At 69.3% G+C, this 14,371-nt stretch carries 13 protein-coding genes; 6 read left to right on the plus strand and 7 right to left on the minus strand.

The annotated features are described in order from the left end of the window. Positions 1-58: 58 nt before the first annotated feature. A complete protein-coding gene (locus IEY91_RS30655; protein ID WP_189176610.1) occupies positions 59-1,972 on the minus strand; it encodes a collagenase in 1,914 nt (637 codons plus the stop codon). A 620-nt stretch (positions 1,973-2,592) separates the two neighbouring features. On the opposite strand from IEY91_RS30655, the gene IEY91_RS30660 reads away from it, so the two are divergent. Beyond that, positions 2,593-3,393, plus strand: a complete 801-nt coding sequence (locus IEY91_RS30660; protein WP_229697319.1) for a hypothetical protein — start codon at positions 2,593-2,595, stop codon at positions 3,391-3,393. Positions 3,394-3,463: 70 nt separating this feature from the next. On the opposite strand, the gene IEY91_RS30665 is transcribed toward IEY91_RS30660, so the two are convergent. The 3 genes from IEY91_RS30665 to IEY91_RS30675 all read right to left on the minus strand — a co-directional run bounded on the left by IEY91_RS30665 (position 3,464) and on the right by IEY91_RS30675 (position 6,081). Further along, entirely contained in the window at positions 3,464-4,129 is a 666-nt protein-coding gene (locus IEY91_RS30665; protein ID WP_189176450.1) for a response regulator, read from the minus strand. A 14-nt stretch (positions 4,130-4,143) separates the two neighbouring features. Beyond that, on the minus strand, positions 4,144-5,370 hold the full coding sequence (locus IEY91_RS30670) for a sensor histidine kinase (RefSeq protein WP_189176451.1): 1,227 nt from the start codon (positions 5,368-5,370) through the stop codon (positions 4,144-4,146). A 120-nt stretch (positions 5,371-5,490) separates the two neighbouring features. Next, positions 5,491-6,081, minus strand: coding sequence for a TetR/AcrR family transcriptional regulator (locus tag IEY91_RS30675; RefSeq protein WP_164327376.1), 591 nt, complete (start codon positions 6,079-6,081; stop codon positions 5,491-5,493). Positions 6,082-6,183: 102 nt separating this feature from the next. Between IEY91_RS30675 and IEY91_RS30680 the strand changes: the two genes are divergently transcribed. Beyond that, complete coding sequence (locus IEY91_RS30680; protein ID WP_189176452.1) at positions 6,184-7,935, plus strand: CocE/NonD family hydrolase; 1,752 nt, start codon at positions 6,184-6,186, stop codon at positions 7,933-7,935. Then, positions 7,932-8,324, plus strand: a complete 393-nt coding sequence (locus IEY91_RS30685; RefSeq protein WP_189176453.1) for a putative quinol monooxygenase — start codon at positions 7,932-7,934, stop codon at positions 8,322-8,324. Before IEY91_RS30680 ends, IEY91_RS30685 begins: the two co-directional genes overlap by 4 nt. A gap of 54 nt (positions 8,325-8,378) precedes the next feature. Here IEY91_RS30685 and IEY91_RS30690 read toward each other — a convergent pair whose 3' ends face one another. Together IEY91_RS30690 and IEY91_RS30695 are read right to left on the minus strand one after the other, a co-directional pair. Then, positions 8,379-9,119, minus strand: coding sequence for a response regulator transcription factor (locus tag IEY91_RS30690; RefSeq protein WP_189176454.1), 741 nt, complete (start codon positions 9,117-9,119; stop codon positions 8,379-8,381). After that, positions 9,116-10,390, minus strand: a complete 1,275-nt coding sequence (locus tag IEY91_RS30695; protein ID WP_189176455.1) for a sensor histidine kinase — start codon at positions 10,388-10,390, stop codon at positions 9,116-9,118. Before IEY91_RS30695 ends, IEY91_RS30690 begins: the two co-directional genes overlap by 4 nt. Positions 10,391-10,713: 323 nt before the next feature. Between IEY91_RS30695 and IEY91_RS30700 the strand changes: the two genes are divergently transcribed. The 3 genes from IEY91_RS30700 to IEY91_RS30710 all read left to right on the plus strand — a co-directional run bounded on the left by IEY91_RS30700 (position 10,714) and on the right by IEY91_RS30710 (position 13,716). Then, complete coding sequence (locus IEY91_RS30700) at positions 10,714-10,995, plus strand: DUF4190 domain-containing protein (protein ID WP_189176611.1); 282 nt, start codon at positions 10,714-10,716, stop codon at positions 10,993-10,995. 102 nt (positions 10,996-11,097) lie between these two features. Beyond that, positions 11,098-12,615, plus strand: a complete 1,518-nt coding sequence (locus tag IEY91_RS30705) for an alpha/beta hydrolase (protein ID WP_229697320.1) — start codon at positions 11,098-11,100, stop codon at positions 12,613-12,615. Positions 12,616-12,927: 312 nt separating this feature from the next. After that, positions 12,928-13,716, plus strand: a complete 789-nt coding sequence (locus IEY91_RS30710; RefSeq protein ID WP_164327381.1) for a hypothetical protein — start codon at positions 12,928-12,930, stop codon at positions 13,714-13,716. A gap of 39 nt (positions 13,717-13,755) precedes the next feature. Here the strand turns inward: IEY91_RS30710 and IEY91_RS30715 are convergent, their stop codons facing one another. Beyond that, positions 13,756-14,094, minus strand: a complete 339-nt coding sequence (locus IEY91_RS30715; RefSeq protein WP_189176456.1) for a helix-turn-helix domain-containing protein — start codon at positions 14,092-14,094, stop codon at positions 13,756-13,758. Positions 14,095-14,371: the final 277 nt, after the last annotated feature.

Consider the following 14,371-nt stretch of genomic DNA (forward strand, 5'->3'; position numbering starts at 1 on the left):
GGGGCGCCCGGGTCCGGCGGTGACGCGAGCCGGACCCGGGCAAGCACGTGCTGGTCGTTCAGGCGGGCTTGGTGCCGACGCAGTTGCCCGCGTGGCACCTGCTCAGCCAGGCGGCGAAGTCGGCGTCGTAACGGGTGCCGATGGTGGTCTTGAGGAAGGTGCGGGCACCGGCCCAGTCTCCCTTGCGGTAGTGGCCGAGCAGCGTGGCCACGTCCTGCGGATGGGACTGGAGCAGGTAACGGACCGCCAGGTAGCCCCACTGGTAGGTTCGGGTGGTGTTGGAGTTCTCGTAGGTGGTGTCGAAGAGGGTGCTGAGCCGGTACGTGTTCTTGCCGGCCTCCTTGATGGCGGCGTCGTAGGTGACGTTGCGGTAGTGGTACGAGACGTACTCCGCGAAGCCCTCGACCCACATGACGGTCGGCGTCTTCATGCCCTCTTGGAAGTCGCCGTACATGTTGAAGCGGCCGTCGAGATAGTGGGTGTACTCGTGGTTGAGATTCCAGATCGCGAACGTGGGCCGCAGCCACTCCGCCTCGTACGCGATGAACCGCGGCAGGTTCCCGGCCTGGGCCGGATTGCCCTCCAGGTACATGCCGCCGTTGTTGGTGTCGATGCCGAAGAGGACCCCCGCGTAGGTCTGGTAGTCGGTGCTGGAGTCGAAGGCCACCACTTCGAGAGTGGTGTTCTTGTCGTTGGCGACGGGACCGTTGTCCTTGGCCACGCGGTGGAAGTAGGCGTCCTGGTTACGCAGGCTGGTGCAACTGGCCCCGAGCTCGGCCGCGGTCATCTGCTGGGCGACGATGCGCAGGCTCGGGGAACAGGTGTGCTTGACCTTCAAGACGGCGTTGCGGATCTGGTTCGGCAGGTCGCAGGTGCCGTAGGACGAGCAGTTGGCCTTGTCGTACGAGTCGGTCATCTCGGCCACGCCGACCCAGAGCGGCGCGGTGCGGCCGGTGATCCGGGTGCGGTCGAGGAGCTGCTTGGCCAGCGGACGGACCGCGGGCCGGAGTGCGTCGTGCTGCAGGAAGCGGCCCAGTTCGCGCCCGGCGTTGCTCGCCAGGTAGGACTTGTCGGTGCCGAGCAGGTTGTCGTGGGCGACGGCGAAGTCGCGCAGCTGGGTCAGGAGGCTCGGGTCGGCCTGTACCGCGGAGACGAACTCCGGCAGGTAGTGCCCCCGGAACAGCACGGTGTAGGTGTTGTTGACCGCCGAGACCATCCACCAGAAGCGGTCGTACGACGAGTCGTAGCCCTTGAGGAGACGCTTGACGACGTTGAGGAAGCGGGCGTTCTCGCGCGCACTGTCGATCAGCGTGACCGTCTCGGCCAGCGTCTCGCCGTTGGCCTCACTGACGTCGAAGGCATGCGACGAGCGGAAGAAGGCATCCAGCGCGCCCTGTATGGCGCTCTTCAGGGCAGGGCCGTAGGCGCCGACAGTGTCCGGCTGCCCCCACTGCACGTAGTAGCCGGCGCGCAGATAGAGCACGACCTGGGTGATCGACGCACTGTTGTTCCCGGGGTACCCGGCGGAGGCGGAGCGCAGCGCGTCGGCCACCGTGACCATCTGCTGCTCGCGGAAGAGTGCCCTGGCGTCCGAACCGCTCACGCTGAACAGCGTGTTGATGCAGGCGGTTTCTGAGCCCTTGATCTGCCGGACCAAGGCCTCGCCGGTCTTCGAGGCGAAGTCGGAGACCCTGCACTCCGCCTTGGGGCTCTTGCCCGATGCCTTGTGCGGCGCCGCATTGGTGAGCGGCAGGGTCGGGTGCTTCGAGACGTCCTCGGTCGGCTTCGCCGCGTGCTCGGGTTTGGCGGTGCGCACATCGACGGCCGAGGTGAGGGTGGCCGGTCGCGGGGCGGAACTCGGCGGCGTCTCGGGTGACTTGGGCGTCTTGGGCGTCTGGGTCGGCATCGCGGGCGGCGCTCCGGCCGCGGTCGCTTGGCCGGTGGTGGCGAGCAGAGTGAGGCCCAGGCACATGGCCAGGAGGGATATCAGGAGTTGGGCCAGTGGCTTTCGTGTGGGCGATCTGTGTGTCAACGGAACCTCCGGGTCGGTCGGCGGCCGTGCGTGAGCATGGCCATGGGGGTGCGGACCGTGGCTGCGGCGGGGAGCCGAACACGCCGCTGCCGTGTCATGTCCACGGAGAATGGTGCGTGACATGTACCATGGCACATGTCACACGGCAGCAGAAGGGTTGTGTGGATACGCGAGGGAGCTGACGGGGCATCAAAAACGGTTCAGCCTGGCTGACGTGGCGTGATGCGCGTGTTGTGGGGAACCGAACGGCGCACCAGGGGCAGCAGATCAGCGTTGACGGCTACGCCCACGCACCCAAGCCGAAGACCTCGATGGCGCGAACGCGTCGAACCCGCTCGGAGTCGCTCTGGGCGGGGACTGCGTGGGCGATGTCACCATGTTGCGCGCCGAGCCCGACGTGTTGGGCCCGGTAGCGTCCGGCTCGAGGGTCCGCACCAGGCAGGTCGGAAGGCGGGCCCTTGCCCGGATCACATCCCCATCGTCGACCCCTGGCCCCCACCGAGAGGTTGAGACCCATGCCCCAAACTGACGGTTCCCCATACCCCGTTCAGTCCGACGTCTTGGTCCGCCAGGCCGATCTGGGCCGCGACGGCTCGGCCGACGCGATCGGCGTGGCCCGCTGGTTGGAGGACGCCCGGATACGGCTGCGCCTGCGCCGCTTCGAACGGCTGGTGGCCTCCGGCGGGTTCGTTCCGTTCCAGATATTTTTTGTGAACCAGCAGGTTGAGCGACTTCGTCCCGCCGGCCGGGCAGGTGCTCAGGCCCAGGTCCACACCGGTGTGCGCCGCATCGGACAATCGTCGTTCACCTACGAGCAGGCTGCCTTCATCGACGGCGGCCGTGTGGCGAGCGGGGATGCCACCGTCGTGCTCGTCGGCGCAAGTGGCGCCCTCTCGCTTCCGGATGAGCTGGTCGAGGACCTCGGCGAGTTGGCGTTGCCCGAGTCGAGCGCCGCACCCGCGGTCCGGCCGGGCCCGGAACGCAGCCGGCGAGACCACTATCCGTACTTCGCCCCGCTGCTCGCGCGCATAGGGGATGTCGACTCCAACCAACACGTCAACTACATAGCCCTGGCCACCTATTACGACGAGGCGGTCGCCGCGTTCGTGAGGCACGCGGCGGGAACGGCCGGAACCGATCCGGTACCGGACCTGCCTCCGCAGTCGTTCCGAGTGCACTACCTCGGCGAGGTGACCTATCCCGGCCGTTACGAGGTAGGCGTCGTCGTACGCTCCGTCGACGCCGACTCCGTGTCCTACGAACTGGGTGTCTTCCGTGACAGCGAGTGCCTCGGGGTGGCCGAGGCGGTCGGACCCCGTGGCGATCTGAACGCCGAGTCCTTGAAGGCGTGGACCGGCTGACCGTGCTCTCACAGAGCGCGGGCCACTGGCTGAGGCCCAGCAGCCCGGCGACGGACGGCCGGGTCGGCCCCTACGCGGAACCCGGCACCACGAGCCCGCTCTCGTAGGCGACGACCACGGCCTGCGCGCGGCTTCTGAGGTCCAGCTTGGACATGATGCGGTGCAGATGCGTCTTCACCGTGCCGTCACTGAGGAAGAGTTCGGCGGCGATCTCATCATTGGTGAGGCCGCGTGCCACCAGGCTGAGGACGTCGAGTTCACGCGCGGTGAGCTGGGCCAACTGCTCGGGCCGGCGCAGCGCGGCACCGGGACGGGGCGTGAACGCCTCGATGAGGCGGCGCACGACCGTGGGCGCGAACAGCGCGTCGCCACCGGCGATGGTGGCGATGGCGCCGAGCAGGCGCTGCGGCGGGGTGTCCTTGAGGAGGTAGCCGCAGGCGCCGATGCGCAGCGCGTCGTACACGTACTCGTCCACGTCGAACGTGGTGAGGACGACGACACGCGGTGGCGGAGCGAGGTCCAGGGCGAGGATGCGCTCCGCCGCGGTGAGGCCGCTGATGCCGGGCAGCCGGACGTCCATGAGCACGACGTCGGGCCGGTGCCGCTCGGCCAGGGTCACGGCCTCTTCGCCGTCCGCGGCCTCCGTGACGGTGGTGAAACCGGGCGTGGCGCGCACCAGTGCGGCCACTCCCGCCCGGATCAGGTCTTGGTCGTCGACAACGAGAACGCTGGTCATGTACGAGCTCCCCCTTACGGTTCGCCGCCGTCTGGTGCGTCAGGCACCGGAGGCGCGGCGCTGTTCGGAAGGGTGAGCCGGACTTCGTACCCCCCTTCACGCCGCGGCCCAGCGGACAGCGAACCACCACAGAGGTTTGCCCGTTCCTGCATCCCGATCAAGCCGTAGCCGCTCTTCGGCGCCGAAATGGCCGGTTCATGGCCGTCTCCGCGGGTCCTCCCGTTGTCGCGCACGGCGACCGTCACGCGGTCCGGTTCGTAGGTGATGTGTACATACGCACTGGTGGGCGCTGCGTGCTTGACCACGTTGGTCAAGGCCTCCTGGACGACGCGGTACGCGCACAAGTCCGGGCCCAGGGCCAGCTTTCGGGCAACGCCCCGGGTACGGACGGTGACGCTGACGTCGGCCGCCTTGAGCCGTTCGGCGAGCTCGCCGACCCGGCTGAGCCCGGGCGGAGCGTGCCGCGGCGCGCCACCCCCCTGCTCGTCACAGACGTCGTCCACGCGCAGCATCGACAACAGGCGCCGCAGCTCGTCCAGGGCCTCCCGGCTGGAGCTTGCCACGGCGGACAGGGCCGACCGTGCCGTCGTGCCGTCGGTGTCGAAGACGTACGCGGCCAGGCCGGCTTGCACGGAAATGGCCGACAGGTGGTGGGCGACGACGTCGTGCAGTTCGCGGGCGATGCGGACCCGCTCGCCGAGGACGGCGTTGCGCGCGTGCGCTGCCTGCTCGCGCGCCAACTGTGCGCTGAGCCGCCGCAGTTGACGATTGCGCTCTGTGACCAGGCGCATCGCGTGCCCGAAGGCCAGAGCGATGGCCGGGATGAGAATCCCCTGGGCGAGGATCAAGAGCGTGGGAAGGCGCCCGGACACCCCGCTGTACATGATCACGGCGCCGGTCAGCGAGGACCAGGCCAGCGCCACGCGTGGCGCGCGCACCGCGGCCACACTCACCAGGGCGATCATCGGCGCCCACCAGTTCAGCGAGGGCTGGTAGTCGAGCGCGAGATATCCGGCGTACGCCGAGCAGGAGACGACAAGAGCCGCCACAGGGGCCGAGTGGCACAACGCCAGGGGCAGCGCGACCAGACAGGTGAGCAGGTAGGCCCATGTGTCGAACGGCGCCCACCCCTCGGGGTGGTACTCGTGTCCTGCGACGCTTCCGCTCACCGCGACCCCGCCGGCCAGTGCGGCGTAGACGATCTGCTGAACGGGCACGGACCGCACTGATCTCACCTGCATCGGGGGATGGTAGGCCCGCGCGCAACTCCTGTCGTCAGTCCCACGGTTGACCCGCCGTCAACTAGGGATGTCCGCCGAGGCGGCCCGTGGACAGGGCACCGACAGTGATGGTGACCGGCTTCAGGCACCCTGAGCCGGGTGGGTGGCCTCCCAGGCCGCCTCGATCATCTGGAAGATCTCGTCCACCGCGGCGTCCGGATCGGCGGCCTCGCGCGCCAGCGCATAGGCGTCGATCACGAACCGCGCGATCGTCCGGCAGGCCGTGGTGCTCTGCGGCAGGCCGGGATCGGCGGCGAGGGCCGCCGCCAGGGACTCCGCGTGGCGCAGCCGCATCGACTCCTCGTACTCCCGCAGGGCAGGTGACCCGTCGATCATGCGGTAGAGCGGGGCGCTGCCCTCCGCCGTGCAGTGCCGCACCAGGGCGTGGACCTCGCGGCGCAGGGCGGGGATGAGCGGCTCGTCCGGTGCCCGGTCGGTGACCGCCTGCGTGAGGCGTTGCTCGAAGGTGTCGTCCTGCTCGAACACCAGGGCCTCTTTCGAGGCGAAGTGGGAGAAGAGCGTGGTCACGGCCACGTCGGCCTCGGCGGCCACGTCACGGATGCCCACCGCGTCGTACCCGCGCTCCAGGAAGAGCCGCAGCGCGGTGTCGGCGATCTTCTGCCGCGTCGCGGCCTTCTTGCGCTCACGGCGCCCGGTCGTCGGCATGGTCACCTGCGCAGACTATCAGGTGCAATACTGAACCCGTTGTTAAATCCTAACCGTTAGGGTTACGGTCTCCGCATCACTTTCGGCGACGCGTTTGAAGGAGCAGGCATGTACCGCCCCCGCATCGACGCAGGCGTCCAGATGACGACCCGGGACGGCGTCACCCTCACCGCGGACCTGTACCGCCCGGCCGAGGACGGCCGCTGGCCGGTGCTGCTGCACCGCACCCCCTACGACCGCAGGGATTCCTTCCGGCTCTCGGCGATCGTGGCCGACCCGCTGTGGCTCGCCCGCCAGGGCTTCGCGGTGCTCGTACAGGACACCCGCGGCCGGTTCGAGTCCGGAGGCGAACTCGACTTCATCACCCAGGAGTACGACGACTCCTACGACGCGATCGACTGGGCGGCGGAACAGCCCTGGAGCAACGGCGGCGTCGGGATGTACGGCTCGTCCTACCTCGGCATGACCGTGCTGCAGGCCGTCGCCGCCCGCAACCCGCACCTCAAGGCGGCGGTCGCGATGGTCGCCACGGTCGACATGCGCCACACCGCCCGTCCCGGCGGGGTGTTCGAGCTGGCCTTCCTGACGACGTACGCCCTCGGCATCGCCCTGGAGGGCCTCGACCACACCGCGCTGAGCGCGGCCGAGCAGGAGCACGCACGCAAGCTGCTGACCGAGGCGTTCGCCGACCGCCGCGCCACCGTGAGCCGACTGCCCCTGACGGGCATCGCCCCGCTCGACGACAGCCGCATCGCGCCGTTCTGGACGGACTGGCTGCGCTCGCCCCACGACGCCTTCTGGAACCGGCCCAGCCTGCTCACCGAGCCCGAGCGGGTCACCATCCCGTTCCTGCAGATCAGCGGGTACCGGGACTTCACGAGCCCCACGCAGTTCCGGCTCGCCACCGCGCTGGCCGGCAACGAACGAGCCGGCCTGATCGCCGGGCCGTGGACCCACATGGGCACCTACGACGCGTTCGGCCAGCTCGGCGCGCGAGTGCTGCCCGACGCCGCCGCCGGCGTTCCCACATGGAGCCCGGTGCTCGCCGCGTTCTTCGACCGTCATCTGCGCGGCGGCGACGGCTCGGCCTACCCCGCGGCCGCGCGGCACCTGTCCGGACCCGAGCCGGTCAGCTACTTCGTCGGCGGGGCGAACACTTGGGCCCACGCACCCGCGTGGCCGCCCGCGGCGACGGTCGAGGAGTGGACGCTCTCGTCCGGCGGCGACGCGCGAACGGCGAACGGCGACGGCCGGCTGACGCGCGCGGACGGCAACGGCGCCGCCGGCTCCGACACGTTCACCGCCGACCCGCACGACCCGTTCCCCACACACGGCGGGGCGATCCTGCTCGAAGGGGCGCCCGCGGCCGCACCAGGCGGGATCCAAGACCAGCGCGCGGTCGACGGGCGCAGCGACCTGCTCGTCTACACAAGCGCCCCGCTGCCCGAGGACGTGACGATCGCCGGACAACCCGAACTGCTCTCGTTCCTCACCAGCACCGCCCCGGACGCGGACGTGTGCGTCACCCTCGTGGACGTCGAGCCCGACGGCTTCGCCCTCAACGTCTCCGAAGGCGCGCAACGGGCCCGCTACCGCGACGGCGGCGACAGCGACTGGCTCGACCCCGAGGAGGCAAGGCGTGTGACGGTCACCCTGCACGACGTCGCGCACCGGTTCGGCCGCGGCCACCGCATCCGCGTGCAGATAGCCGGATTCAGCTTCCCGCGGTACAGCCGCAACCTGCACACCCGCACCGCTCCCGAGTTCGGCACCCTCGACGAGGCGGTCGCCGCACGGCACACCGTGCACCACGGCGGTACGACACCCTCCTCACTGCGCCTGCCGGTGCTCGAAGCATGAGCAACACCCCCCACAACTACCGCCACAGCAACCGCGAGGAGCCCTCGATGCCCGAGATCGTCGTCATAGCCCGTCTCCAGGCCAAGCACGGACGCGGCCCCGAGCTGCTCCAGTTGTTCTCCGAGCTGGCCCCCCAGGTGTTGGACAGCGAGCCCGGCACACTGCGCTACGCCTTCTACGTCGAGCCGGACTCCGACCCACTGCGGGTGACAGTGGTCGAGAAGTACGCCTCGCGCGCCGCCCACGAGGCACACGGCACCGGCGTGCTGACCGCGTACCTGCCCCAGCTGCTCGACCTGCTCGACGGCGCTCCCGACATCGTCGAGCTGCGCCAGGCTCCGCTGGCGGTCTCCGTCGGCGAGGCCGAGGCCGCGCGGCTGAGCATCTGAGGTGGTCGGCGGCACCGTGCAGGTGGAGTCCGGCCGCCACCGCTGGATGTCGCGTCAGCCCGTGACCCTGGGCACGACCAGGCCACTTTCGTACGCGATCACCACCGCGTGGGTCCGGTTCTGCGCACCGAGCTTGGTCAGCACGTTCCCGACGTGCGTCTTCACCGTCTCCAGGCTCACCCCGCACGACTCCGCGATGTCCGGGTTGGACCGGCCGGTGGCCATCAGGCGCAGCACCTCCTCCTCCCGGCCCGTCAGCGCCGCCTGCGGCAGCGCCTCGGCGGAGCCTCGTGGGCGGGCGGTGACCATCTGGCGTAGCACCGCCGGGAAGAGGATCGCCTCGCCCGCCGCGACCACCCGCACCGCCTCCGCGATCTTGGGGACGGGGAGGCGCTTGAGCACGAAGCCGCTGGCCCCGGCGCTGAGTGCGGCGGTGACGTAGTCGTCGTTCTCGAAGGTGGTGATCACCACGACTTTCGGCGGGTCGGCCGGCCCGGCGAGGAGCTGCCGGGTGGCCTCGATGCCGTTGCGGCGCGGCATCCGTACGTCCATCAGGACCACGTCCGGCCGCAACTCCCGTGCCCGCTCGACCGCTTCGACGCCGTCGGCGGCCTCCCCGACGACGTCGATTCCGGGCTGCATGGCGAGCAGCGTGCGCAGACCGCTGCGGGTCACCTCGTCGTCGTCCGCGATCAGGAGTGTGGTGCGGCGGGAGGCGTCGGCGGTGTCAGCCGTGACGGCTGCGCTCGCGTCGGGGCCGGTCGCGACCGCTGCGCTCGCTTGTGAGCCGATCATGCGGACAAGCGTACTGGTAGCCGGACCGCGAGCCGCCAGTGCTCCGGACCATCCGGACCGGCCTCGATCTCGCCGTGCAGGAGCCGCGCGCGCTCAAAGAGGCCGGGCAGGCCGTGCCCGGACGTCGGGAAGGCAGCCGGGCTCATTCCGCTCCCGGCTCCGGTCCGGTTGACCACCTCGAGCTCCAGCGAGTCCGGCGTGGCCGCCACCTTGACCCGGATCGGACCGCCCGCTCCGTGCCGCAGCGCGTTCGTCAGCCCCTCCTGCAGGATCCGGTACGCCGCCCGGGAGAGCGTCCCCTGCACCTGCGCGTAGTCGCCCGACAGCTCCGGCTCCACCACCGCGCCCGCGTGCCGCAGCCGGTCGAGCAGCTCGGGTAGGTCCGCCAGGGTGCGGGTCGGCGCCGTCCCTGCCTTCTCCTCGCGCAGCATGCCCAGCACATAGTCCAGGTCCTCGAGGGCGGCCCGGGTCGACTCCTCGATGCTGCGCAGGGCGGCGCGCGCCGCCACCGGGTCGGCGGAGAGCACCTCGCCCGCCGCCGCTGCCTGGATCGTGGCGGCCGTCAGGGTGTGCCCGATCGAGTCGTGCAACTCGTGGGCCAGCCGGTTGCGTTCGGCAAGGGCCCGTTCCCGCTCGGCCGCCAGCGCGAGCCGCTCGGCCGAGGACGGGCCGAGGAGCCTGGGCGCCAGCCACCGCAGGGCGTACGTCACCGCCGGGCACAGAGCCGCCGCGAGCAGCAGACAGCAGAGCGCCGTCGCCCAGCTCTGCCAGCCGCTCTCCGCCCGCAGCGACCAGCCGTTCACACTCACCCCGGCCTCCGCGCCGGCCCAACCGCCGGGAAGGAGCAGGCTCGCGACGAACAGCAGGATGCTCAGCTGCGCCCCCGCCCACCCCAGCACCACGTGCGAAAGGAGCCAGAGCGGGGTCCGCAGGCGATCGGCGCCCGACGCGGTGGAAGAAGCCGCCCCGTCACCGGGCGAGCCCGCTCGCCGACGCTCGCCCTCGGGGTCCGGCAACGGCACCCCCAGCATCCGCCGGGCGCAAGCGATCAGCACCCGCCGCGTGGTCCGAGCCAGCCCGATCACACCGATCAGTACGGACCAGACCAGCACGGTGAGAGCGAACTGCACTCCCACGGGTGCGGATGGCAACGCCATCGCCGGCAGTGCGGCGAAAGGCAGCAAGGGAAGGCTCGCCAGCGCGCCGCAATAGGCGAAGAGCGCACCCGAATACGTGGAGCCGCGCAGCAGCGGCCGGATTCCTCTGAACATGGCCAGGCAAGTATGACCGGACGGCTGACCGGCGGCCTCCCTCGATCGGGGGAGGGAATTCTCCCGCCTTCCCGCGATGTGTCCGTGGGCCCTGAAATCCAGAATCGGGGTCTCACCAGTTGACGGGACGAAAGGACGGGCTGATGAACGCCCAGGGAATCGAGACGCCACGGAACCACCCGGTGTCCGCTCAGGACCAGGCCGTACGGACTCGGACGGCACCGAACGGAATGGCACTGAACGGAATGGCGCCGAACGGAAGGGTGCCGAACGGAACGGCGCCGGGCCTGACAGCGCCGAGGAACAGCCTGGCCACGGCCGCCATGACACTCGGCATCGTCGGCCTGTGCACCTCGGTCGTCTTCATCGGCGGCCCGCTCGCCGTGATCGGCCTGATCCTGGGCATCGCCGCGCTGATGACGGCCAAGCGGACCGGCGTGGGCCGGGGCAAGGCCGTCACCGCCGTGGTGACGTCGTCCCTCGCGATCGTGGTGTCCGGGCTGGTCGCCGTCGTCATGGCCTGGTACGCGAACAAGACGCAGGAGTGCTACCAGCCCGACAGCTTCCACCAGTACACGCAGTGCGTCCGCCAGCACCTGAACTGAAGCGTCTTCCCGTTCCCTCACCGGTGAACCGGCTGCCCACTCTCCTCGAACTCCTCATTCTTCTTGACCTCCTCGACCTACTCGACAAGGACGAGCATCACCGTGCGAAACAGAAACACCCGTATAGCCACCCTGCTCACCGTCGGCCTCGCGGCGGCTTCCCTCGCGGCGCTGGCGCCCGAAACACTCTCCGCCCCGTCCAAGGCATCCGACGCCTCGGCCGTCAAGGAGCCCTTGCGGCAGTACACGCAGCAGAAGCTCCAGTGGAAACGCTGCGACGCGAAGGGCCCCGACACCTTTCAGTGCACGACGCTCAAGGTGCCGCTGGACTACCGCGACCCCGGCGGCAAGACGATCGGCCTCGCGATGTCCCGGCTGAAGGCGGGCAGCACGAAGGAACGTCGCGGCGTTCTGCTGCTCAACCCGGGCGGCCCCGGCGCACCGGGACTGCGTCTGCCCGTCGACCCGCTCATGAAGTTCCCCGCGGAAGTGAAGCGGCGCTACGACCTCATCGGCTTCGACCTGCGGGGCATCGGGCGGAGCACCCCCGTCAGCTGCGGTCTTACCGCGGACGAACAGAGGGACAGCCCGTACAAGCCCGAGACCTTCGCGAAGGACAGGGACCGGGTACGTACGGTCGCCGGGAAGTGCCGGGCCAGGGCCGGTGACAAGCTGCCGCATGTCACCACCCGCAACGCCGCTCGCGACATGGACGTCATCCGCGCCGTGCTGGGCGAGAAGAGGATCTCCTATCTGGGGGCCTCCTACGGCACCTACCTCGGCGCGGTCTACATGCAGCTGTTCCCCCAGCGGGCCGACCGGATCGTACTGGACAGTGCGACCGACCCCACGCGGATCTACCGGGGCATGTTCCAAGACATGGCGAAGGCCGCCGAACAGGCCTTCACCCGCTGGACCGCGTGGACGGCCCGTCGGCACCCGGCCTACGGCCTTGGCGACACCCCTGCCAAGGTCCGCAAGACCTACTGGGATCTGATCGCGCGGGCGAACCGCAAGCCCATCCCTTTCGAGGGGCAGGCCCTCACCGGCGACGACATCCGTGCCGACAACAGCACGTTCTTCCACGTACGGAAAGCCGCCGAACGCATCGCCGGGCTGAAGGACGCGGCCGAGGGCAGGAACCCGGCTCCGTCCGGCACGCCCGGTCGGGCCCAGGAGCCCGATGACAACTTCACCTCCATCGCCTGGTCCTTCATGTGCGCCGACACCCGCACCTGGTCGCACGACCCCGAGCGCTACCGCCGCGAGGCGATCCGCGACAAGGCCCGGTATCCGCTGTACGGCGACTTCGCGGCCGCCATCACACCCTGTGCCTTCTGGGAGCGGGGCAGCGAGCCGCAGACCAGGATCGACAACAAGGTCGGTGCGCTGATCACGCAGAACGAGTGGGACTCCCAGACGCCCCTCTTCGCGGGCCGGGCCATGCACCGGGCCCTGCTCGGCTCCCGGATGCTCACCGTCGCCGGCGGCGAGGGACACGGTGTCCTCTACGCGCCCGACGGCAACCCCTGCGCGGACAAGGCCGCAACGGTCTACCTGACCACGGGCAGGCTCCCCGCCAAGGACCTGACCTGTCAGGCCACGACCGGGCAGAAGTAGCAAACCCCGCACGTTTCCCGCCCCAACACCTCCTAGCTGCCCGGGAAAGATGCGCTCCATTGAGCCTCCAGTTACCGGGCCCGTAGAGGGCAGCACCAGATTGTCGCACGGGCCCTCACATGCTTCGACCAGTTTTGGCGTGATGTCGCCTATGGCTGTCGATTGAGCTTCCGTTTCCATTACGGGCGAGCTGACCTGGTGGGAGCATCCTCCTACGACCGTAGCGGGGGCTACGCGTCAACTAGGCGATCTGGTCGTGATGTTGGCCGACTCTCATCTGCCTGCGTCACACGCACCAGTGCCAAGGGGGGCATGGTGACAGGTAAGGAATGGTGGCTACCGGTTGTCGTCTGTGCGGGCGTCACATGGGTAGCACTGCTGGTTCGTTTCTGGGGGGAAGGCCGACTGCTCGCGACATGGACGTCACGGCGCTGTGCCGTGGTGTTCGTGGCGTGGACGGCATGGCTCGCGGGCATGGCCAGCTTTTGGCTCACGCCGTATGCCTCGCACATCCCACCGGCTCTGGTGGGCGCCGTCGTCGGCTGGGCTCTGGTCTCCTCGGTCGGCAAGGAGCAGGAAAAGCAGATGCAGACTGCTCCGCTCGTGAAGCTGCTGACCTTGTACGACTCGGTACTACTGGAGCGACTGGCCGAGCAGTTGAAGTACGACGAGGCCATTTGGTGCGAAGGACTGGCGCAGGGGTTCTGTGAGAGCTTCGAGCTGCAACGCTTCGTGGACGGCGTCCGCTACCAACTCCTGCTGCGAGTGGACGTACCGGGCAGGCCTGTGCAGCGGCGCGAACGGCTACGGAAAGAGATCAATGCCCGGCACAAGGAGGCCCAGGACGCTGTCCAGGAATGGGCGGCCCAGGAGCAAGCCATAGAGAAGCAGAGCAGATACACGCACAGCGACACCTTGACCGAGACGCAGCGCAAGTGCCTTTACGCCCGCGGTGAGGCGGAGCAGCGGTGCTGCATTCTTCTCAGCATTGCCTACAGGAACGGCAAGCGATCAACGGATCGCGGGATCACGGAGCGCAAGTCCAGGCTGGCGCATGACAGGACGCAGCACGGGATGACATGTGACCGTGCGGGTAGCTGAGGCCTCGCCTCGGGCCGTAGGCGCACCGAACCGGAGTTCTCACTCCACCGGTGCGTAGGGGCGGACCGGTCCGTCCTCGGTTCTTGCCGGCCCCCGGGCGACCGGCTGCTCGGCCGGGGGTGGCTCACAGAAACTGATCACCACGCTCCTGTCCAGAGCCCCGGCTATGTTCGCCAGCGAATGCAGCGTGAGGTTCTCATCACCCGAGAGGATCTGGCTGACTCTGCCGGGCGATACGCCCATGCGCTCGGCAAGCTGCGTTCGGGGTATGCCCTTCGCGGCCAGCAGGCCTGCCACCATCACCGATACATCGCGGGCGAGCTGCGCTCCCGTTAAGTCGTCGGAGCGCCCTCCTGTGAGGCCTGCCAGCCATCCCATCGCTACCCCCAGCGATCTTGGTGCTCGACCGGATTCTCTCCACTGAAGCATGCCACCTTTAGGCACGCCTAAAGTCCGCATAAGGCAAAGTCGTGGCTGCCGGCCAAAGAGCAGTCCTCTCCGGGGCGTTGTGAGCAGGAGTGACACGTCTAGCGACTGTTTTCGGCCAACCCCTTTGGCTGACAGGGGTCTTCGCCAGCGGCACAGTCCAGCCTGCCGACCGAACCCCGAGACGTTGGCTGTGGGGGTGTTCCGTCCCTGATGTCCAGCGATGTCC

Source organism: Streptomyces lasiicapitis (assembly GCF_014646335.1).
GTDB classification, from domain to species: domain Bacteria; phylum Actinomycetota; class Actinomycetes; order Streptomycetales; family Streptomycetaceae; genus Streptomyces; species Streptomyces lasiicapitis.